We start from the raw sequence: 22095 nt of genomic DNA, 5'->3' as shown, positions 1-22095 counted from the left end.
TTATCACAACTTAGTCTATAGAATACAAACTAGAATATATTTATTTTCCCAAGTTAGGATACAACAGAACATTCAACTTCGAGGCTAAACGATTTCTAACAATGATGTAACAAACGGATAAATACAAAGCATTTAATGCCCTTAGATTCTTTTATTAAGGGCAATTCAATTATTCTACCTAAGCTGATGAGCTTAACGAGCGTGAGTAATAAGCTGAAGTTTATTCTATTTTTAATTACTTACTTTTCCTGTAACACAGTAATTAAACTAACATAGAAGCCTCGACAAAACTCAATATGCTACAAAGCTTACTTAAAAAAGGGATTACTCCTAGGTTTTTCTATTTCTAATCAATGTATAAATTTTCGCGATAATAACCTTAGGTAGAAGCCTTATAGGCATTCTTAATGCTAAGCTTTTTAGTATATGACCTGCAGGTAATAATTTATTTTTATAGCAACACTTATAAAAATACAGCTCTCTCTTGAAGTATAAATAACCACTTCGCCTAGATAATTGATTAAAACCAGCTCTCATATGCACTAACGCTGCAGGTATATTGTAAAAAACAAACCCCGCTTTAATTAAATTCAACCATAAGAAATAATCTTCAAAATACAACACATTCTGATAGCCACCACTTTGCTCTACCACCCTTTTTTTGAACATAACTGATGGATGATTGATTGGATTTTTTGACTTAGAGAATTTAACTATATCGCAATGTTTTTCGGGAACCTCTCTTATTGATAAGATGATACTTGGATCATCGTCAAATTCGCTGATCCACGAGCCACAAACATCAACGTTTAAAGATGTCAAAATAGAAAGCTGCTGCTCAAAGCGTTCTTCAAGGGCAATATCGTCCGTATCCATTCTGGCTACAAAATCGTAACGACAATATTTCAAACCTTCATTTAGAGCCGCCCCCAAACCAACATTATCTTTCATTAAAACATCGACTATGTTTAATTTAGATTTCCAGCTCTCAATAACAGCATATAGCTCTCTGGAGAGAGGTCCGTCTTGAACGAGTACAACCTCAGTAGGTTTTATAGTTTGATTGTAAATACTTCTTAGCGCTTCATCCAAGAATAGTGCACTTTCTTTGCAATATACTGACATTAGTACAGAAAAATTCATGTAACTATACCTACTCGCCCCATCAAACTATCTTTAATCCCCTTTAACATGTATTTAAAACGTACATACCCGTTTGGCAATGTAAATGGATAAATAAATAGTTTAAAAAGTAGCTTTGCTAAACTAGATATTTTCCAATAGATAGGTACGTAACCACGTTTCATCAAAAGTAGAGTATTTCTAAATTGGTAATAATGTCGAATAGGACTACAAACACCTACATTAATAAAAAGCAGTATTTTCTTATTTCCATCGCCTAATTTATGAGCAAGCTTTGCTTTGTTATTTTTTATAACTAAATAGCCGGCAGCTTTGATTCTCCAGCAGTATTCAAAATCAACTGCATCGATAAATAAATCGTCATCCATCCCTCCAACCTGCAAATATACTTCTTTTGGTATTAGGCTACCTGAGCTTAAAACACTAGACACGGAGATATACTCTGAACAATAAACACTTTGCCCTTTAGAAACCTTGGCCTCATTAACTTCTAACGTATCTTTATCATAATCCTGACAACCGACTAAACCTACAGAATAATTATTTTGTGTTAATTCATGATAGCACTCTAGTAATTTACTAGGTAGATTTCTATCAGGCTCACTGTCTTGATCCATCTGCAATACAAAGTCAGCACCATTATTAAAAGCCCAATCCATTCCTAATGACTGAGCTTTTGCAATTCCTAAATTTTCCCTAAAATTAAATACTTTTACACAATCGCTTATATTTATTTCAACATCATATTTTGAATTATTACAGACAACCACTTGTGTACCCAACTCAACCAATCTATTAACAGCGACTTCAGCTTCAGTTTGGGTTGCATTATATAAGACTAATACAGAAAAAACTTTTTCATTCATAATTATAACTCAATCACATTTATATAAATAAACACTTGCCTTAGTAAACATCTAAGAAAAAACCAGTTAATTTCCCACTTTAATTTTTTCTATTTATAAACACTAAAACTACTTAATATACATTCCTACTGAATTTTCCAGTCACTAACATATTGGCTCTGATTAACCTACTTAATAAACAGAGTGTTATAATTACAATTATATGATTAGTATCCAAAATGTACGGATTTGATATAGCATAACCAACATAGGATAAATAAATTAAACCTAAATGGTTAAAATATATAAATTTACTATAGAGATAAAACAAAGCTAATATATATAATGCTAAAAAGATAAAGCCTAATTGATTTAAAAAATAGACGCCTTGTAGTTCAAAATAAATATTACCAGTATAATCTCTCGCACTTGTCGTAACATCGAGCGTGTTGCCCAGCCCCTTACCAGCTAGTACAGTAAATACATCATCGCTCATATCAGAAAGCAATACTTCAGCCTGATCTATACGGGTGCCTATAGATGAGACTTGTCCTGTGGACTTTTTTTCAATCACATTCGCAGCAGAGGTAACCGCTATCGGTATAATTAAAATAGATGCAAACAATAACGTTATATTCTTCAACCCCCTAACCTTACTTAAATAGTTAGTTTGCATCAAGAAAGTACAAATGTAATAAAAGCCGCAACCAATTAGGTACATAAAGTTGCCAGCAAAGAGTGTTGCAAGCAATAGGAAGGCTTCACTAAATCGATACTTTTTTTGTTGTGTTTTCAAATATAAAAAATTAGATACCATGGCAAAAAAAGGAATAAGAGCATTCCCTTTAATTTGAACTCGGAAGAAGCCGTTTCCATATGTATACACATCACCAAAACCGTTATTTAAAAACCAATGCCTAATTGGTAAATAACTTGATACTTCCCAAGTCGAATAAAGGTACAAAGATATAGCCATAATAACAATACCTTGAAGAATATGCAGTCCAATCACGATATTTAATGATTTTAAGCTATTAAATGGAATGAAATGTACACATAGTAAAGACAGTAAAATTATATAAAACCGCATAATAAGTAACGGATCATTTTCTAAAAAAAATAAGCTATATGAAGCGAGAAATGTAATCAGTAAAAAAGCTAAACCGATATATTTGTCTCTTTTTTTGAACCAATGAAGAAAGCCAATTATGACAAGGCACAAGACGCAAAAGTTAGCGATAGGTGCAAGGGTAGAAAAAGGTAGATTTCTAGTGACGACAAAGGTGATGATTACAAAAAGGAAAGAATTTATCACTGGTAGCTACTTATAAATTATTTTAATAGAAAAAAGATGAATTTTTTAAAACCCACCTTTTGTATGGCATGGCTCTCAGCGACAGAGCCCACCCTACAACATTAGATCCAACAGCGACGTGCTAAAAGGAAAATATTTTATCAAGCCATGCATCCATCGAGTATTGATATAAAATAGACTCAGGAACAGGCGAGAAATCCTCATTAATAAAGTTAATAAGGCTCTGTATTTCTACATCATCATCTAAAATAAATACATTTTTAAATTCATAAAAATCGTAATGCCTGATATCTGAATTCGTCGTAATAATTTTTCTATTTGCACCTAATGCTTCAATTGTTCGCATTGTAAGTCCATCTTGCTTTGGATGATGGAAATCTAAAATCGCATTAGAATTACTCACAATTTCCGAATATTCACTATAAGCTAATGTTTTCCTGTGGATAAATGTTATTCTTTTTAGAATATTTAACCTAAACCAGTTTATTGGATTCGTAAACAAGTAAAACTTATAGCTCTTGTTTACAACATCCATTTTTAATGCAATATCTTTTAGCAAGTCTAAACGGTTAAAGTGCAACCAGCCCACAAAAGAAATGTCATATTTATAAGTAGCTTTCCGTTCAATTCTATTTCTATAGAAAAGGGGTATAAAATCAAATGAATATTTATTGCAGTCCAAACGATCAAAGCTACATACTCTATCAAATAAGCTCGCAATTTTTGCCCCCCCTTCAACCCTTCTGATACTATCCCAATGATATAAGATAAAAGTAGCACTTGGGTTGTTTTTTTTCAACATATCAATATGTTGGGAGCAAAGCCTATCCCCTTTAATTACGAAGATATAATCATAGTTTGTTTGATTATCTAGCTGAAGAAATAGATGCTTTTCTGAGTGTTTTTTTTCTATATGGCTCGCAGATTTAAACTTAGCAAATTGGTTCATTACTCTATTACGATGAGATTGGCAGATATAATTAACTACCGCTCCTTTGTTCTTTAATTTTTCAACAATTAATTTGTCATAATCATAAAAGCCAATACCTATAAATAATATTTTGCGACCTTGAAAATCCATTTTAATACCTTCGAAATACCTAAATTAATTTATCTTTAAAATCATCAATCATAATTTTCATATCATCTAATACATTTCGAGGATTAAATGTTATTTCTTTTTTTAGGCGAGAGATATCATTAACTGGAAAATACTCATCTACACAGCCATTTATCCAATTGATATTGCAACCAGTTTCACTTTCCAGAACGTTAGCTATATCTTTAGCTTTTGTATTTATACCCGACGCAATATTATAAACTGTTTCACTTAGATTATCTTTTTCAGCAAGTTGATAAATAGCATCAACAAGATCAGTGATAGAAATATAATCTTTTGCATATTCTGGTGTAACGTACATATCAACATGTTTATTATTTATTGCGTTACGAGTAATTGCAGGTAAGAAAAGAGGGCTATTTAATGCCAAGCCATAAACATTTGAGGGACGAATAATAACAACCTTTTTAGAGCTTAACAAACAGAGCTCTTCAGAAATTAACTTAGATAAATTAAATAAACGCCTTTCATCTCCATGAGAAACAACTAAATTTGCATTTTCTTGGGTATTGTCCTGCCCCATATAAAGGCGAGTAGATGAAATATAAATCAGTTTATCGAATGACGCTTTCTCTAATATTTCAGCTAACAATAATGAATTTGACTTAAAAACCTGCAAGGGTGCATTTTTACAATCACCAGCCCCTGCACAAAAAATTACAGTGCCTAATGGCTTAGAAAACAAATCAATATCGTTTCTTTCTGGAATATATATAGAATGGTTATTTTCAAGTAACTTTTTTGAGACTTCATTACCAATAAAGCCACGCCCACCAATAACTGTATAATTTAACACCACACCACCATTTACCTTTAAGTATTTTGTTTCAACCGAGGACCTAAACAAAGTCCCCTAAAGAGTTTGTTTTTTGCCACGCTTGCGTAGCTAAATTATATCTTTTTACAATCTTTGCAGGTATTCCAACAATAACGCAATAGTCAGGGAAATCACCACGAACCACCGCATTAGCACCCACAACACAATGTTTTCCAAGTGTAGTCCCTGCACTTATTTTCGCACCACTGCCAATAAAACAACTCTCACCAATTATAGTTTTGTTCACTATCAGAGGCTGCTGACTAACCGGGAGTTCAATATTTTGATACTCATGATCGGTATCTTGAATCATAACATCGAATGATATTAACGAGTTTTTGCCAATAACTAGCTGGCCTGCAGCGGTAATATGACAGCGCTGCTCAATGCGTACACCGCTTTCAATTAAAATAGAAGGAGTATATTTTCTTTCGAGCCAGCTATCTATTGCTTCTATTCGGGCATGCTCTCCTATTGATACGTTTTCACCAAGTTTTACTGCCTCATAGCTTATAAACAAAGGTTTGTATACAATACTTCCTTTACCATAATGACTAAATATAAAGCGATAAATTAACGCACCTTTGGCCAATAGCCACAAATGCGCTATATAACTCTTTTTAAGAGACACAGGCAACAATAACAACTTTTTAAATTTAAGAAAAACTTTCATAATTGTTGATCCTATAGCCTAATATATATGTAAGGTTTTTTTCAATTTCCGTCCAAACCTTTTCGTCACTTTGTGCAGTAAGCACTAAGTTAATTTTACTTTCAAATTCAGAGACTGAAGTAAAGCTATCATCAAGCACGCTAATAGCATTATCTGCATCAGCATCTCGATACCTTAAGCAGATACAGTTATTTATGTAACTATCATAGTAAGCTGTAGAATTATAAGAAATAGAACAGTCATAGCGGTTTAAATTTAATAACTCTTGTACTGTACCTGTAGGCGCAAAATTAAAGCTTTCAGACTTAAGTTGATCTGAATACTTCTCTACTATCAATGCTGGATGAAGCTTAAATTCAAACTCTATATTCAAGGTCGACTGAGAAAGCAAGGAGATTAAGTTGAGATTATTTTCATCAAATTGACTCCTAGCCAGCAACACGAGCACTCTTAATTTTTTTTGGCTTTTTTTAGGTAAAATCAATGGAGTTGTTTTTTTTGGGTAACCTGCAACTACAAGCCTGCGCTCGTCCATACCATATTTTATAAATTCATCACGGGTATACTCTCCCCAACAAAGTAACTTATCAGCAACAACATTCTCATAAGCAATAGCGTCTATCGGCGGGATATCGTAAATAAACCACAACCCATGCTGTAAAGAATAGGTAGGTATATTGTTTTTTTGGAAAAAGTAATTGAGTACAGCTTCTTCATTAAGGTTACTGCAAAATGCACAAAAAAGCTTAATGTTAGTCGGTGTTTGTTTTTCTAAAAAATCAATATTATTAAGGTTATGCGTTATTGAAGCTGCCAAGGTTATTTTCGATAAAAAATTTAACTCAAGCTTTCTGAAAAAGACAATCCTAAATGCTGTAAATATATTAGACAGCGAGAATGTAAGACTTCGTTTAGAATTCGATAAATCAACAAGCTCACTTTCATTTTGGTAGCTTGTCATAACATGCCTTAAAAGCTCATAATAATCTTTGCGATTATAATCACCTATTGAAAAAAGTGTTTCTTTCTCCGTCGGTATTTTAATTTTACGAACCGCAAAAAAATAAACCAAACTTCGACGAATATTGAACTTTTCTCTTTTATAAATCAAAGAAATCAATTCAAGTGATACTATATTCTCAATTGGATAACCTTTATGGTCATAGGCCAATTGTTTTTTCACTGTTTTATACTTATCAAATAGCTTCTTCAAATCATTTCCTTTAACTGAAGTAATGACACTTTTTTATAAAAAACTTTCATTTGGATAATAATCATTAATATATAAAAAACAATCGCGATAATACCTAGAGAAAATATATTAACTTCAAAAAGTAAATTATAAGATTTTAATAAGAATGCCAATCCAACAGACAATAAAGTTGAAGTTATATATATTTTGGTTGGGAAATAAGAGGAAAATTTAACCTTAAGCCTTTTATTTATTGGTTTTATAAGTAAGTAAGCACCAAAAAAGTTTAGAAATGTTGTCGCGAAAGCGGCCCCAATAACGCCATATTTTGAAATTAAAAAATAATTCAATACCACATTTAATGTAGTTGTTACTAGCGTATTTTTAAACAGTGCTTTTTCTAACCCTATAGCTCCCATTACACCACCAAAAATAACAACAGCCCTCAACCATTGAAACATATAGACCTGAAAAACAATAACTGAGTTTTCGTACTTTTCGCCAAATAAAGTTAAAATTATTTCATTACTGTAAATTAAACAAAATATAACGATGGGCACCAGCAATACTGTCGCTTTTTCTATCGACTCCTTCCACACAGCAATAACGCCGTTAGTGTCATTTGAGCGTATTAATTTAGAAATAACAGGTATCATCGCAGTCAATAATGAGCCTGTAATAATACTAATAAATGGGATTTGAAAAGCTCCTACTTTTAAAGTAGCAAAGCTACTCGCGTCCATCAAAAAAGACACCATTAGTTGGTCAATATAACCATTTAAAACAGCAACTAGAGAGACGGATCCCATCGCTATTATATATTTAATCTCAACAGAAGAAACGAACCCCCTGTTAACCCTCAATAAAAAACTATTTTTATTTACATATAGTAAAAATAAAAATAAAAGTAGATTACTAAAAGCCGAAAAAAATAGTACATAAGCTAAATTATCTAAGAATATAACAATAAATATATTTATAAGTACGGTAATTAGCTGTATTGATGTTGTTAAATATAAATACCCTTTTAAACCTCCTGTTATTACACTCAAATTTTTAAAATATTCAAATGTCGCTGTAGTCACAAAAAGTACTAATATAATGACGATGAATTTTTCAATCAAAGGATTATTAATAAGTTCAGCTAAAGGTTTTGCAAATAAAGCTAATAAAATAGCGCCCAAGCAGAGCAAAAGGAGTTGGAAAATAAAAAAACGTTTAAATATTTGCTGTCGCTGCGAGTACTTAGCGTATTGCCCATAAAAGTAAGTTAATGATACTGGTACACCTGCACTAAATAAAATAGAAGCTAAACTAACAACCAATAATACTTGTTGGTAAGTACCGAACTCCTCTTCTGAAAAGTTTCTCACTAAGAAAATAAACAAGACAATAGTTAATACTTTTTTTAAAGCATCTTGTAGCATAAGATATTTTGTATTTTTCATCTCTGTAAATTAGCCTAGTTTTTTATTGGCTTTAATTTTGGAAATGACCTTATTTACATCTTCTGGGATATCTACAGCAATACTTGAACTGGCTACTTCAACCATTTGTACGCTTATATCACTCTCTATAAACCTTAGTATTTCAATATCCTCTACTTCCTCTACTTTAGACTTTTCAGCATGAGCCATAAAAAACCTTAAGTGCTCTTTAGAAAAAGCATAAATACACACCTGTTTATAGCCAAAAGCAAACCCACCTGTCTTTGTTATAGGTACTGGTGAGCGACTCATATACATTAATCTATTTGAGCTACTCACAACTACTTTAGGGATGTTAGGTGATCTAAATTCATCCTCATCCTCAATTAATGACATAGCATTAATGACTCTATTTGGCAGTCTGGTGTATTCATTTATTACTGTTACTATGTCTTTAGGATCGATTAAAGGCTCGTCTCCTTGTACATTAATTATGAAATCACAATTTAGTACTTCATTAGCCTCTGCAAGTCGATCTGTGCCCGTTAAACACTGTGAGGAAGTCATGATAAACTTGCCTCCAAACTCTGTTACTGCATTGGCAATTTTAATATTATCAGTAGCTATGTACACTAATTCTTTGTCAACAGCACGACAACAGCGCTCCCATACATGTTGTATCATCGGTTTGCCATCAATAATAGTTAATGGTTTACCCGGGAAGCGGCTAGACTCGTAGCGAGCTGGAATAACGATTGCGTAACTAAGTGACATGTTAACCCTTAAAACTATGTATAACTTTAAAGTCATGTTTTTGACTTAACTCAAGCATACTTTGTTTAACATTTGATAATGGTGCATAGAAGATAAAATCTATATTGTTTTTCTTAGCCGCTTCATAGTCAGCAAGAGCATCACCGACCATCACAGCACTAATATGGCTCACACTATTTAAAATATTTTTAATATTCTGAGACTTTGATACTGGACTGCCTAGAACTTCAATAAAATAATTAGAAAAATTCCTTTTTTCTAACACTGTTCTTAGCTGCTCCTGTTCCGACCCTGAAGCCACGTACATAAGCTTACCTTTTAGCGAGGAAAGTGTACTTTTTATTCCTAAAGCTTCAGGTACTTCTAAATAGAATTTATCAACTTGCTCTGCATACGCTAATAAAAGCATCTCTTCTAACTTTTGTTTTTCGGCGCCATCAATATCTAATGTTTCTGTAAAACTAGCAACATGATGGTAACGACTCATGCCAAAGTTCTCTTTGAATTGTGACGTTAATGCTTCCACTTGTGTGTCTGAAAAGTAATTTGAAAGAGACAAGGCCGCTCTCATAGCAGCCACTTTCATATTATTAGAATCAAGAAGAACACCATCACAGTCAAATATAATTAGATCGTATGGCTCAAATATAAGCATATACGCTTCCCTTTTTAATAGGGTAAGTTGTTGGAGTTATTGATATAAACCCAAGGTGATCTTGTAGATCATTTTCAATAGTATCGAAGAACTCAATCATCTCTAAGTGTCTTGAATCATTTGAATTATAACCATCAACTCCAGCAAAGGTAACTTTATTAGCACCTGCGGCTATCGAAAATGCTAAGCCATAAGCTATTGTTAGTTCAGACGGGATTAGGCAAGATGTTTTTTCAACTTTAAAGGTATTATCAGCGATATCAACACCGTAATTGATGTTTCCATTATCGGCTAAAAGCTTAACATCTTGGGCTGGGAAACGATGAGCAGGATAAATAATTGGCTTACTTAAATTAGAGTAATTCTCTTTTTCAGTTAAAAATTTAAGGTTATGTGTGATTGCAATATAATCTACAAAACTATCATCTAGCACTTTGTTTATGTTCAATGAGATCACAATTGGTTTATTATTTTTAATGTACAACTCAAGAGCTTTTTTATGCTTAGCTACAGAATTCGCATTAGTGATTAATAGAACTTCTCTACCATCAAGTAAGCCACTGACATCATCTCCTGTAACTTCTGAAGTATTCTTGTTAAGACTCAACGCAGCTTCTAATACAGAACCGTCATACTTACTAGTGCCGTTTAGTTGGAGTAAGTATTGTAAAGCACCAACAACTTCATCTTTCCCTATATGTGTGTTTGATAACAGGTTTTGTATATAGGTGGGGTGAACACTCTGCTGTGCACCTAAAAAATATAATAAGTTAGTTCCCCAGCCATATTGTTTTTGCATTGACTCAAAATAACGAATGACTAACTCATAGATCTTATTTGGCTTCAGTTCTACATATTTTTCAGCTAATACGGCCATTAAATTTTCTGTTTGAGTATTACCTGCACCTCGTCCCATACCTGTAACAGTAGAGTCAAGCCATTCAACTCCAGCTTCAAGTGCGGTTAAGCTATTTGCAAGACCACGCCCCATGTTATCATGAGTATGTATTCCCATTTCACCAAGCCAATGCTTTTGGATTAGCCTAACGATTCGTTGAACTTCGTTGGCATCCATATTCCCTAGTGAATCAGCAAAATAAAGAGCATCCACACTTCCCCATTGGCTAATTTCTTTAGCTTTTTCTTCTATTTCTAAATCAGGCTTTCCACCCGCTTGCATAAGGTTGTAACCAACGATATAGCCTTTACTTTTTAGTTGGTTTGCTATTTCTTTAGATTCTTCGACTTCATGAAAGTGAGCAGCTATTCGCACAAGACTAACGCAGCTATTTTTCTCTTCGCAAAATAGTTCATTTACAGCAGCTTCTATACTCAATTGACTAGATAAAATAGTTTTTGCGTCAACCATTACTCCATAAGTTACCCCATCAGGTAATTCTAAAGTCTTTAAGTAATTTTCAGAGCTATATGCAAATGGACCTAAAAATTCATTTTTTGGGAAGTTACGCAAGCCAAGTTCGACATATGAGATTCCGCTTAATGCGACTGCCTCTAAGTAGCTTTGAACTAACTCTGGCTCAAAATCCCAATTATTGTAATATCCACCATCTCTTAATGTACAGTCAAGAATTTTCATTTGGGTCCTTTATATCCTAATCATATAAGTCTGTTCTTTACTTATACTTACTAATAAAAACAATTATTTAATTACAGAGAATTTATTTCTATCCCATTACTATCTTTTTCTGATAGTAATGGAGTCCCCGATATTGGCCACTTAATATCTAGAACTTTATCATTCCAAGCAATTGATACCTCTGACTCCGGGTGATAATAATTTGTGCACTTGTATACAAATTCAGCTTCTTCACTCGTAACATAAAAACCATGAGCAAACCCTTCTGGAACCCAAAGCTGGCGATTATTTTCAGCGCTTAAATAAATACCAACCCATTTCCCGAATGTCGCAGAGTCTTTACGTATATCTACTGCAACATCAAAAACTTCCCCTGAGATCACACGTACTAATTTACCTTGTGTGTTCTTTCTTTGAAAATGTAGACCTCTAAGTATGCCTTGTTTTGATTTAGAGTGATTATCTTGCACAAATTGTGTCGGTTTTTTTGTCACTAGACTTTCAAATTGCTTTTGATTCCAAGTTTCCATAAAAAAACCGCGATCATCTCCAAACTTCGTTGGTTCAATAATTTTTACATCCGCTATTTCTGTATCTATTACTTTCATAAAAAACCTATCTATTGATATTTTTTGAGTGCTTTCAATGCTGCATGCCAATCGCTTTGAATAATACTAAAGTCAGAGGCTATTTTAGAACAATCAAGTTTTGAGTTGGCAGGACGTTTGGCTGGTGTTGGGTACTCTGCAGTTGTAATCGCGTTTACTGCGATAGGAGAATTAATCATCTTATTAGCTAAAGCACTCTCGAATATCTGCACTGCAAACTCTTGCCAGCTAACATATGGATACCCTGTGTAATTATATACCCCGTAATGATGACTACCCTTTTGTAGTTGCTCGGCGATATTAATAATTGCAGCAGCTATATCACCTGCATAAGTTGGCCCGCCAAACTGGTCACCAACTACACCTAATGTTAAACGCGTTTGAGTTAAACGAAGCATTGTTTTCACAAAGTTACTGCCGTACTCACTAAAAACCCATGCAGTACGTAATATAATGTGCTCATCGCAGGCTTCTGCTACTGCTTGCTCTCCTGCAAGTTTAGTTTGCCCATAAACGCATTGCGGTTTTACTGTATCACTCTCAGTATATAAACCTTCTTTATCACCGGAAAAAACGTAATCAGTTGAAATATGAATAATTACAGCATTAATCTCTTTAGCAATTACAGCTAGGTTTTTAGGCCCTTGGCAGTTGATCGCATGAGCTATACTTTGCTCAGACTCAGCTTTATCTACTGCTGTATAGGCCGCAGCATTAATAATAACATTTGGTCTAAACTCAGTTACAATCCGATTAACCTCTTCAGAATTAGTTATATCTAACTCTTTACGGCCTAATGCTAAAAAGTCCATTGCAGGCATAGCGGTTAGTTGTGCAATCAAACTACTCCCCACCTGGCCATTTTTACCAGTAATAAGTACTTTCATTACTTTTTCTCTTTGGCCAAACGATTTAGGTATTGCCCATACTCATTTTTCAACATTGGTTTAGCTATTTTAAGTAACTGCTCTGTACTTAACCAGTTATTGCGCCATGCAATTTCTTCAAGGCATGCAACTTTTAAGCCTTGTACATTTTCGATAGTTTGTACGAATGAAGAGGCTTCATGAAGGCTCTCATGTGTGCCAGTATCTAGCCACGCAAAACCACGCCCTAATAATTCAACATTGAGCGTCCCATCATTTAAATACATTTCGTTTAGTGTTGTTATTTCAAGCTCACCACGGTGAGAAGGTTTCACTTGCTTTGCTAATTCAACTACACGATTATCGTAAAAGTATAGGCCTGTAACGGCATAGTTAGACTTTGGCTTTTCAGGCTTTTCTTCTATAGAAATAGCTTTCATATTTTCGTCAAATTCAACTACACCAAAGCGTTCAGGGTCTTTTACTTGGTAGCCAAATACAGTTGCCCCTGTATCTCGACTTGCAGCGTTTTTAAGCGTTTTACTAAAAGATTGACCATAGAAAATATTATCGCCAAGTACTAAACATACGCTATCGTCACCGATAAACTCTTTACCAATTAAAAATGCTTGAGCTAATCCGTCTGGTGACGCCTGTACTGCGTAACTTAGATTTATACCATAATCACTACCGTCACCTAATAAGCGCTTGAAGCTTTCATTATCTTCCGGCGTGGTAATTATTAATATATCGCGAATGCCTGCTAACATTAATGTTGATATTGGGTAGTAAACCATAGGCTTGTCATAGACTGGTAATAGCTGTTTTGAAACGCCACGCGTTAATGGATAAAGGCGTGTACCAGAACCCCCAGCTAAGATAATTCCTTTCATGTGTGTCTCCTAATTATTCTATTGTACCAAGGCGTTGGCGCTGGTATGAACCATCTTGCACATTTTCACACCACGAACTATTATCTAAATACCATTGGACCGTTTTACGTAAACCAGTTTCAAAGGTTTCTTCTGGCGTCCAAGCTAATTCATTTTGCATTTTTGATGAGTCGATTGCATAACGCCTATCGTGGCCAGGGCGGTCACCTACAAAAGTAATTTGTTCTGCGTATTTTGTTTTCTTAGGTACTAGATTATCTAAAATACTACAAATAGTTTGTACTACCTCAATATTTTGTTTTTCATTATGCCCGCCAATGTTATAGGTTTCGCCTATTTTACCTTCGGTTACTACTTTATAAAGAGCCCGTGCATGATCTTCTACATATAACCAATCACGAATTTGATCACCTTTACCATATATAGGCAATTTTTTACCTTCAAGAGCATTTAAAATAACTAAAGGTATTAGCTTCTCAGGAAAATGAAAGGGGCCGTAGTTATTTGAGCAATTTGTAATTATAGTAGGAAAGCCATAGGTGCGAAGCCAAGCACGCACTAAGTGGTCGCTAGATGCTTTACTCGCTGAATACGGGCTACTTGGTGAATAAGCCGTTTGCTCGGTAAATAATGGCAGCTCTCCTTCCTGCTCATCTGGATGAGGCAAATCTCCATAAACTTCATCCGTTGAAATATGGTGGAATCTAAATACTTCTTTCGCATCAATTTCTAAATTATTCCAGTAATTACGCGCGGCTTCTAATAAATTATAAGTACCTACGATATTTGTTTGGACGAACTCAGCTGGACCAGTTATAGAGCGATCCACATGGCTTTCGGCCGCTAAATGCATCACAACATTTGGCTTATACATTTTAAAAATTCGATCTAGCTCTACACGGTCACATATATCAACTTGTTCAAAAATATTACGCTTGCTATCTTTTACGGACTCAAGTGACTCTAAGTTGCCTGCGTAAGTCAATTTATCGATGTTAATAACTTCATCTTGCGTATTGTTTATAATGTGGCGAATTACCGCTGAGCCAATAAAGCCAGCTCCGCCTGTTACTAAAATTTTCATACTACCTACTTTTTTCCGTTAAAACTTAACGACCCATCCCAAACATCACGGTCTTAATTGTCAACAATAAGATTTTTATATCTAACATACTGGAATGATGCTTAATATAATGTATGTCGTACTTGTGTTTCCAAATTGCATCTTCAACCGATGCACCATACGGATAACTTACTTGTGCAAGCCCTGTAACACCGGGCTTAACTGCATGGCGAAAACGGTAGTAAGGTATTGCTTTCTCTAAATCTTTTATAAATACTTCACGCTCTGGTCTTGGCCCAACTATAGACATAGTCCCTTGCAGCACATTTATAAGTTGTGGTATTTCATCTATTCTTGTTTTGCGAATGAACTTTCCAACCTTTGTCACGCGTGCATCATTTTCACTAGCCCACTGAGCGCCATTTTTTTCAGCATCATTACGCATTGATCTAAATTTATAAACTTTAAATTCTTTGTTGTATTGACCTGTTCGCTTTTGCCTATATAAAATATCTCCAGGACTTTCTAACTTTATAAATAAGGCTGCTACAACAGAAAGTGGTAACGTTATTATTAGTAGCAATATAGCACTCATTATATCGATAGTACGCTTTGTTATTTGTGTACGTTTATTCGATAAAATGGAAAATGCCTTTTGGTGCAAGAAGTAACTACTATGTAATAATCGTACTTCAGTATACTTTAGTCTATCATCCAAATAGCTCACTAATGGTTCTACCCAGGCACCACACTCTGTCGCATTTACTAAATATTCACGTTGCTCTTTTGTCAAATGTGCTCCTCTATAATGACAAATTACTTTTTCAGTAAAATCAATTATAGAGTAGTCATTAATTACTAAATCAAATGAATGCTCATTAATTATTTCAGTAATATTACTAACACATTCATCTGGACAAAATACATAGATTATATTTTGTTTCAACGCTTCTTTTTTTGATTTAAAACTTTTCGTTAACAACATAAATTCCAATTAATCTAATCAATAACATGTATGTTATTTAAAATTTACTTTTCAGACATGCAATTAATTACATGTATAAATTCAGAGGCACTATGTTAACTTTCTTCTAGAAAAGTATATTAATAGTGTAAATACTATAGACAGTATGCCACCCAAAAACATGCCTAAGATACAAATTAAGGCTCGTTTAGGCCCTGACTTTTCTTCTGGCACTAATGCTGGATCTATAGTTTTAAATACATATTCGTCACGAACATTTGCAAACATAATAGTTTTCGTTTGCTCTTCAATTAGTTTAAATAACATTGCACGTATATCGACTATTTTTGTTTTTTCTAATTGTTTCGTTAAAAATTCAGTGCTTTTATTTGCCTCAGCAACATCACGCTTTTTCATCTCCGAATTAATATCATTTATTAACCAATTTACCCATTGCTGAGCAATGACCGGTGACTTATGCTGTATTGAGAGTCTTAGCATACCTGTCTCTTTATCTGTATTTAATGTGATGATTTCCCTAAACTCTTTATAAGCTTCTTGCATTGAGGGCTCTGGTTTTTTTGGTGCTTTTACATCACGTACCCATGTATTCGTATCAGGGTTATAAATTTCAGTATTAAAATTTAACGTATTACTTTCTAACTCCCATGAATCTACAGCGAGTAAATAAGGCAATAAATTATGTTTTTTAATAAATTCACTAGTAAACTGACGAGATTTTAATATTTCGATAGCCAGTTCACTTTTATTACTTGATATGCCACCTAAATTAACTCCAGCTAAGCTAGCTAATCCACCAAATTGACCAGCCAGCCCACCTAAACCGCCATTTTTCTCTTGCTCTGCAGGAGCCAGTAGAGCTTCAGATTTATAAATATTTGGTTGATTGATTGCATAAAATACCGATACGACAGTAAATAGGAAAGTGATAATAATAATAATCCACTTCCCTTGCCAGATCGCACTGAATAGCTCTCGTAAATCAATCTGTTCATCAGCATTTTGATAAGCGTGTCCTCGCTCATTTTTCTGCATATAATTATTTAAGTCATTTTCCATATCAATCTCATAAAATTAGCTATTCGCTGATCATAATTCTAAAAACAGCTCAAACTATTTATTCTTAAAGTTTATCTAATAAATGGAAGCCTGAATTCCACTAAAGACTACCAATCGCTGCAACTGCTACACCAAGCTGATAAAGAATCTGCGTTGCAGTACTCCAAAGCGTTAGCTTATCCATATGTCCTGCATCCATTGGTATCACTATTGTATCACCTGGCTCTAACTGATCAGCATTATTTGCTGCAAACCAGCCACCTGTGTTTGGTATTTTCACTGAACCATTGGCTTTAATAATGTAAATCCTGTCTTCAGCTGCACGCTCTTTAAGGCCACCACTCAAAGCAAGATAATCATCAACACTCACCCCAGTTTTGTATAGGTGCGATGTTGAGTAATTAACTTCACCAATTACACTAATTGAATCACGCTTGCTTGGTACATAAAGTGTATCACCATCTTGTAATACTAAGTTTTGTTGGTTATTTACAATTAAAGGTAAATCAATTACTAAACGTCCTACGGCTTCAACACTCGCGAGGTCGTTTAACAGCTTGTTCATTTCTTCATATGAAAGTGTGCTACTGCTTACAGAGTTTTGGAAGCTCTTAGAAGCTATATCACGGCGAAGCTCTGTAGATAAACGTGCTAACTGCTTTTCCTCTTGCTCTTTAATCGACGTACGGGTAAATACAGCTGCTTTTTGCTCTGCAAATTTTGAAAAACCACCCGCGCGTTCAAGTAATTCAGTTAGCGTTTCACCTCGGCGTATCGTGTAAGTACCCGGAAATTTAAGCTCACCTTTTAATTCTACTTTTACATTTTCTTGCCAATTTGGAATAGCAAAAACGTTGATGCTGTCTTTACTTTGTAATGTAATATTACTTTGAAGATCGCCCTTCATGGCGCTTTCAAGATCAAATCGTAAGTGTTCTATTTTAGAACCATCACTCGCTACTATTCGCGTAATTTCAGCTTGTTTTATGTATGCAGACTCCAGCAAGCCACCTGCTGCTGTTATTAAATCACTTACCTCACCACCAATCATTAGTGGATAAATACCAGGGAAAGTAACGTTTCCGCTAATCTCAACTAATTGCATTGCTTGCTGCACTGATGCTTGCTGCTTAAATTTAGCAATAATTGGCGCTAATAAATTATGGCGGCTAAATAACGCGTAATCTTCAGGTTTGAGTTCTTGGTCTTCTTCTTCTTTTGCTTTGCGCTTAGAAATTTCAGCAATAGTGAGTATTTTATTGTCTTCAAGAACAAGTTCTTCGTCTTCTTGATTAACGCCAATGTATTTTTCGAACTCTTTTTGCTCAAACTTATGCCACTGCTCTGCTTTTAGTTGCTGCTCTTGTTGCTCTTGACTAAGGGCCATATTTGCTAGTGCAGACAGCTCGGCTTCTTTTTCTTCAAAACGGCTAAATACAACAATTTTGTCATTAGCTTGAAGTTGTAAGTTATTTTCAGGATTTTTAATAATCGCTTGAGCAACGTCGAATTGGTGTGCTTCTATATCGCCGTTTATGTTTATTTCGCGGATTACGAGTCCGTAGCTTAAATCGGCTTGCGGTAATAAATCACCACGTACTGATTTAAGTACATCTGAAATGCGCTTGCCTTGGTGCCACTGATAATTACCTGGGCGCGCTACTGCACCAATTAAGCTAACTGAATTTTGATATTGCGAGCTAACTGAATTAAAGCGAATACGGTCGCCATCTTGTGGAATATAGTTAATTTGTGGTTTTGAAAAGTCTACCGAGAGTACTTCTTTACGATCGAAGTTAAAGCGCTCTACAATTGCGCTTTTGGCATATGCATTTGGTTTAAGGCCTCCGGCCATTGCTAATAACTGCTTAGCAGACTCACCTATTTTAAGTTCAAAGATAGCTGGGCGTTTAACCGCACCTTCAACTCTTACTTGAGCGCCAACTGATGGAATAAATACAGCATCGCCCGGCTTTAATACGATATCGTTACTGCTATCACCATTAATAAGTAAGTCGTAAAGGTCAAAATTTGCAACTACGTTGCCTGCGCGTTTAACTTGAATATTACGAAGAGAGGCAATGTCAGACACACCACCACTTACAAATAATGCGTGCGAAACAGTTGTTAATGAAGAAACACTGTAGCTACCCGGCTTATACGCTTCTCCTAGCACTAAAATACGCATGCTACGAAGTTGACCAAGCGATATAAAGGCTTTTACACCAATAACTTCCTGCTCTACTTTTACTTTTATTAGTTCTTTAATTTCAGCAAAGGTTAAACCAGCCACTTCTACAGGGCTCAGGTCAGGAATACTAATACGTCCTTCACGGTCAACTATGACTTCAAAACTGTCACTTTCTTTACCATAAAAGTTAATTTTTAATTGATCGCCGGGGCCTACAATATAAGTATCGGGTACTGCGGCATTTTCGCTTGGCATAAATGTAGTGGGCTCACCTGCAAACAACTCATAACCATATGGTTTTAATTCGTCTGCTTTTGGTTTGAAGCGTTCTTCATCTGTTAGCTTTTCTTTTTCTGGCTCTGCGCGCTCGCCAATACTGTTTTGTTGCTCTGTATTATTTTGATTATTGGATTGGTTTGTCCCGGTGATTGTTGAAACATCAACACCATACTGTTTTGCTAGGGCTTCTTGCTGAGCTTTTGGCAGCTTTTTAAATTGCTCAATTTGAGATGCTGTTGGCGTAAAAGCCAAAGTACTAAAACTACAAAGTAGAATAAAAGCACTAATAAATTGTGTAAAAACTTTCACGAGTAGGTATATCCCTAGGTCTACAACCAAAATTGGTGGCTATAATACATTAATTTTGAGCAAATAAAAAAGGGACTTTCGTCCCTTTTGTCACTTTAGTGTCATTAACTTAGTTACATCGGTTAAAAACTGTAAACAAGAGTAAATGATGTTTCTGTGTCAGTGCTTTCTTTGTCGTCAGCAACATCTGAGTTGTTAGTGACATTAAAAGCGACTTTCATTTGTAATGAGCCGTTTATTTTTGCAAGTAATGCAGTTTCTGAACGAGTTTTAGTGTTTGTATCACCGTACTCTACAGCAACTAATTGAGTAAAACGTGCACTCTCAGAAATTTGCCAGTTGTAATCTAATTTACCTAAGGCAATTACTTCGCCTTCAAACTCACCAGCAAGAGAGTTACCGTTATCATCTATTTCAGTGCTGTCATCTGGGTATTCAAAATATTTATAACCAGGACCAACTTCGGCACTTAACCACATGGTTTTTTCGTTTAATAAACGTAAACCGTAACCTGCAGAAATTACTGACTCACTTCTATATGCTCCAAAATAATCTGAAACGTGTGAACCATAAATGAATAGATGAGAATGATCTTCATTTAATTTGTAATTACCTTGCGCTGAAATCGAGTACTTTTCATTAGTGCGCTGCTTATTTTTGTCGCCATTAGCATCTTCAACTTCATCTTCTTTATAGATGCCGTCTAGTTTGTATTCGTTGTTCCAGTTTTCAAGGTTGTGCTGTACTTTAATACCACCTTTGAGTGTGGTCGTTTCTGTATTACCACTTGTGATAATAGCACCAAGTTCACTGGTAACTTCCCACGTTTTTTGATCTGCGTCTGCAGCGAATGCATTTGTTGCAGCAGATGCTGCAACTAAAACTGATAAAAGCTTTAATTTCATTAAAAAATAACCTTTGTATAAATGTATATCTATTTTATTAAAGCGTTACTTGTTAGAGCAAGCAAAACAGCTAAGTAATAATGTAAAAAATTTCATGCAGCAAATACTGCATGAAATTTTATTTCTAATAGCCGCTTTATCACTACAACAATTAAAGATAACTTTAATTAAATAACTATTTAAAATTAGTCTTGCTTGTGTAAATGAACATCCATTTGTGGAAATGGGATTGCAATATTTGCATCATCTAATGCAATTTTAATATTTTCCATTAATGACCAGTAAGTAGGCCAGTAATCAGCAGCGTTAACCCAAGGGCGAACAACAAAGTTTACGCTAGAATCACCTAGCTCAGATACAGCTACTGTATAAGCTGGGTCTTTAAGTATGCGTGTTTCTGCATCTAACACAGATTTTAATACTTCTTTTGCTTGACGTAAATCAGCATCGTAACTAACACCAATAACTAAATCGATACGGCGAGTAGACTCACGCGAGAAGTTAGTAATAGCGCCTGACATTATTTGAGAGTTTGGTACGATGATTACTTTATTATCTGGAGTACGTAGTTCAGTTGAGAATATTTCGATTTTCTTAACAGTACCCATTTTATTACCTGCTTCAACAAAGTCACCAGACTTGAATGGGCGAAGTAAAATAATAAGTACGCCTGATGCGAAGTTAGATAATGAACCTTGTAATGCTAAGCCAACAGCTAAGCCTGCAGCACCTAAAATAGCAATGAACGAAGTTGTTTCAATACCAATTTGCGAAAGTGCCATTAAAATAGTAACAGCAAATACAAGTGTGTACACAATGCTTGAAACAAACGACCCTACAGCTTTATCTACTTTCTTTTTAGCAAAACCTTTTTCAGTTAAGTTAGAACAAAACTTAGCGATACGACTACCAAGTAAAAAGATAACAAGCGCAACAACAGCTTGTATACCGTAGTGTAAGATTAGGCCTGAGTTATCGTTAAGCCAATTAAGTACTGAATCCATATTTACTCCAAATGTTTTTTATTAAGCGTTTTCCGAGCATTATTATACATTAATTTACAATTTATTCTCATAGAATAATGAATTAATACTATTAAATGTAAGTACATTCGATTTTTTAGAGGCAATTATGCGATAAAATGAAGCCTACTTTGGAAAGTTATTAACGACCAAATACTAATTATATTTGCCTGAAATAAATTATTTTAATTTATTTCACTTTTAGGCTTCACAACATTTATTATTTTATGTATTATGCGCGCCACACCAAACAAGGTGTGTGTAGTGGCGGTTGTAGCTCAGTTGGTAGAGCCCCGGATTGTGATTCCGGTTGTCGCGGGTTCAAGCCCCGTCAATCGCCCCACTTTTTCTCCTAGT

General features: G+C 34.7%; 20 protein-coding genes and 1 tRNA gene. 1 reads left to right on the top strand and 20 read right to left on the bottom strand.

The genetic code is table 11. The annotated features are described in order from the left end of the window. Positions 1–330: 330 nt before the first annotated feature. From GQR52_RS08705 to GQR52_RS08610, 20 genes are all read right to left on the bottom strand, one after another. On the bottom strand, positions 331–1143 hold the full coding sequence (locus GQR52_RS08705; protein WP_165728162.1) for a glycosyltransferase: 813 nt from the start codon (positions 1141–1143) through the stop codon (positions 331–333). Beyond that, entirely contained in the window at positions 1140–2009 is an 870-nt protein-coding gene (locus tag GQR52_RS08700; RefSeq protein ID WP_165728161.1) for a glycosyltransferase family 2 protein, read from the bottom strand. The genes GQR52_RS08705 and GQR52_RS08700 overlap by 4 nt, the downstream gene beginning before the upstream one ends. Before the next feature lie 112 nt (positions 2010–2121). Beyond that, positions 2122–2964 (bottom strand): hypothetical protein, encoded by an 843-nt coding sequence (locus tag GQR52_RS08695; protein WP_165728160.1) that lies wholly within the window; start codon positions 2962–2964, stop codon positions 2122–2124. A 460-nt stretch (positions 2965–3424) separates the two neighbouring features. Beyond that, positions 3425–4384, bottom strand: a complete 960-nt coding sequence (locus GQR52_RS08690) for a hypothetical protein (protein ID WP_165728159.1) — start codon at positions 4382–4384, stop codon at positions 3425–3427. A gap of 19 nt (positions 4385–4403) precedes the next feature. Continuing rightward, complete coding sequence (locus GQR52_RS08685; protein WP_165728158.1) at positions 4404–5219, bottom strand: SDR family oxidoreductase; 816 nt, start codon at positions 5217–5219, stop codon at positions 4404–4406. Between the two features lie 43 nt (positions 5220–5262). Next, positions 5263–5913 carry an acyltransferase gene (locus GQR52_RS08680; RefSeq protein WP_165728157.1) on the bottom strand — a complete coding sequence of 217 codons (651 nt, stop codon included), beginning with the start codon at positions 5911–5913 and terminating at the stop codon, positions 5263–5265. After that, positions 5897–7126: a hypothetical protein gene (locus tag GQR52_RS08675; RefSeq protein WP_165728156.1), complete on the bottom strand. Its 1230-nt coding sequence runs from the start codon at positions 7124–7126 to the stop codon at positions 5897–5899. Before GQR52_RS08675 ends, GQR52_RS08680 begins: the two co-directional genes overlap by 17 nt. Continuing rightward, positions 7123–8553 (bottom strand): oligosaccharide flippase family protein, encoded by a 1431-nt coding sequence (locus tag GQR52_RS08670; RefSeq protein WP_096792421.1) that lies wholly within the window; start codon positions 8551–8553, stop codon positions 7123–7125. Before GQR52_RS08670 ends, GQR52_RS08675 begins: the two co-directional genes overlap by 4 nt. A 9-nt stretch (positions 8554–8562) precedes the next feature. Further along, a complete protein-coding gene (gene kdsB / locus GQR52_RS08665; protein WP_165728155.1) occupies positions 8563–9306 on the bottom strand; it encodes a 3-deoxy-manno-octulosonate cytidylyltransferase in 744 nt (247 codons plus the stop codon). A gap of 1 nt (position 9307) precedes the next feature. Beyond that, entirely contained in the window at positions 9308–9961 is a 654-nt protein-coding gene (locus tag GQR52_RS08660) for an HAD-IA family hydrolase (RefSeq protein ID WP_096792419.1), read from the bottom strand. Then, positions 9948–11558, bottom strand: a complete 1611-nt coding sequence (locus GQR52_RS08655; RefSeq protein ID WP_165728154.1) for an aldolase catalytic domain-containing protein — start codon at positions 11556–11558, stop codon at positions 9948–9950. The genes GQR52_RS08660 and GQR52_RS08655 overlap by 14 nt, the downstream gene beginning before the upstream one ends. Positions 11559–11629: 71 nt before the next feature. Next, positions 11630–12166, bottom strand: coding sequence for a dTDP-4-dehydrorhamnose 3,5-epimerase (gene rfbC / locus GQR52_RS08650; protein ID WP_096792417.1), 537 nt, complete (start codon positions 12164–12166; stop codon positions 11630–11632). A gap of 11 nt (positions 12167–12177) precedes the next feature. Beyond that, on the bottom strand, positions 12178–13053 hold the full coding sequence (rfbD, locus tag GQR52_RS08645) for a dTDP-4-dehydrorhamnose reductase (RefSeq protein WP_165728153.1): 876 nt from the start codon (positions 13051–13053) through the stop codon (positions 12178–12180). Further along, positions 13053–13925 (bottom strand): glucose-1-phosphate thymidylyltransferase RfbA, encoded by an 873-nt coding sequence (gene rfbA / locus GQR52_RS08640; protein WP_165728152.1) that lies wholly within the window; start codon positions 13923–13925, stop codon positions 13053–13055. Before rfbA ends, rfbD begins: the two co-directional genes overlap by 1 nt. Before the next feature lie 13 nt (positions 13926–13938). Continuing rightward, complete coding sequence (gene rfbB, locus GQR52_RS08635) at positions 13939–15009, bottom strand: dTDP-glucose 4,6-dehydratase (protein ID WP_096792414.1); 1071 nt, start codon at positions 15007–15009, stop codon at positions 13939–13941. Between the two features lie 25 nt (positions 15010–15034). Then, a complete protein-coding gene (locus GQR52_RS08630) occupies positions 15035–15973 on the bottom strand; it encodes an exopolysaccharide biosynthesis polyprenyl glycosylphosphotransferase (protein ID WP_165728151.1) in 939 nt (312 codons plus the stop codon). A gap of 90 nt (positions 15974–16063) precedes the next feature. Beyond that, positions 16064–17032, bottom strand: a complete 969-nt coding sequence (locus tag GQR52_RS08625) for a Wzz/FepE/Etk N-terminal domain-containing protein (RefSeq protein WP_165728150.1) — start codon at positions 17030–17032, stop codon at positions 16064–16066. A gap of 100 nt (positions 17033–17132) precedes the next feature. Beyond that, positions 17133–19811 carry an SLBB domain-containing protein gene (locus GQR52_RS08620; protein ID WP_165728149.1) on the bottom strand — a complete coding sequence of 893 codons (2679 nt, stop codon included), beginning with the start codon at positions 19809–19811 and terminating at the stop codon, positions 17133–17135. 122 nt (positions 19812–19933) lie between these two features. Further along, entirely contained in the window at positions 19934–20716 is a 783-nt protein-coding gene (locus tag GQR52_RS08615) for a DUF481 domain-containing protein (protein ID WP_101163220.1), read from the bottom strand. A gap of 185 nt (positions 20717–20901) precedes the next feature. Then, positions 20902–21720: a mechanosensitive ion channel domain-containing protein gene (locus GQR52_RS08610; RefSeq protein WP_007582322.1), complete on the bottom strand. Its 819-nt coding sequence runs from the start codon at positions 21718–21720 to the stop codon at positions 20902–20904. A 285-nt stretch (positions 21721–22005) separates the two neighbouring features. Between GQR52_RS08610 and GQR52_RS08605 the strand changes: the two genes are divergently transcribed. Further along, positions 22006–22081, top strand: a tRNA-His gene (locus GQR52_RS08605). Positions 22082–22095: the final 14 nt, after the last annotated feature.

Source organism: Pseudoalteromonas sp. 31A1 (genome assembly GCF_011378815.1).
Lineage (GTDB): Bacteria > Pseudomonadota > Gammaproteobacteria > Enterobacterales > Alteromonadaceae > Pseudoalteromonas > Pseudoalteromonas arctica.
The sequence above is the reverse complement of the archived record's forward strand: the minus strand, read 5'-3'. Positions and strand labels throughout refer to the sequence as shown.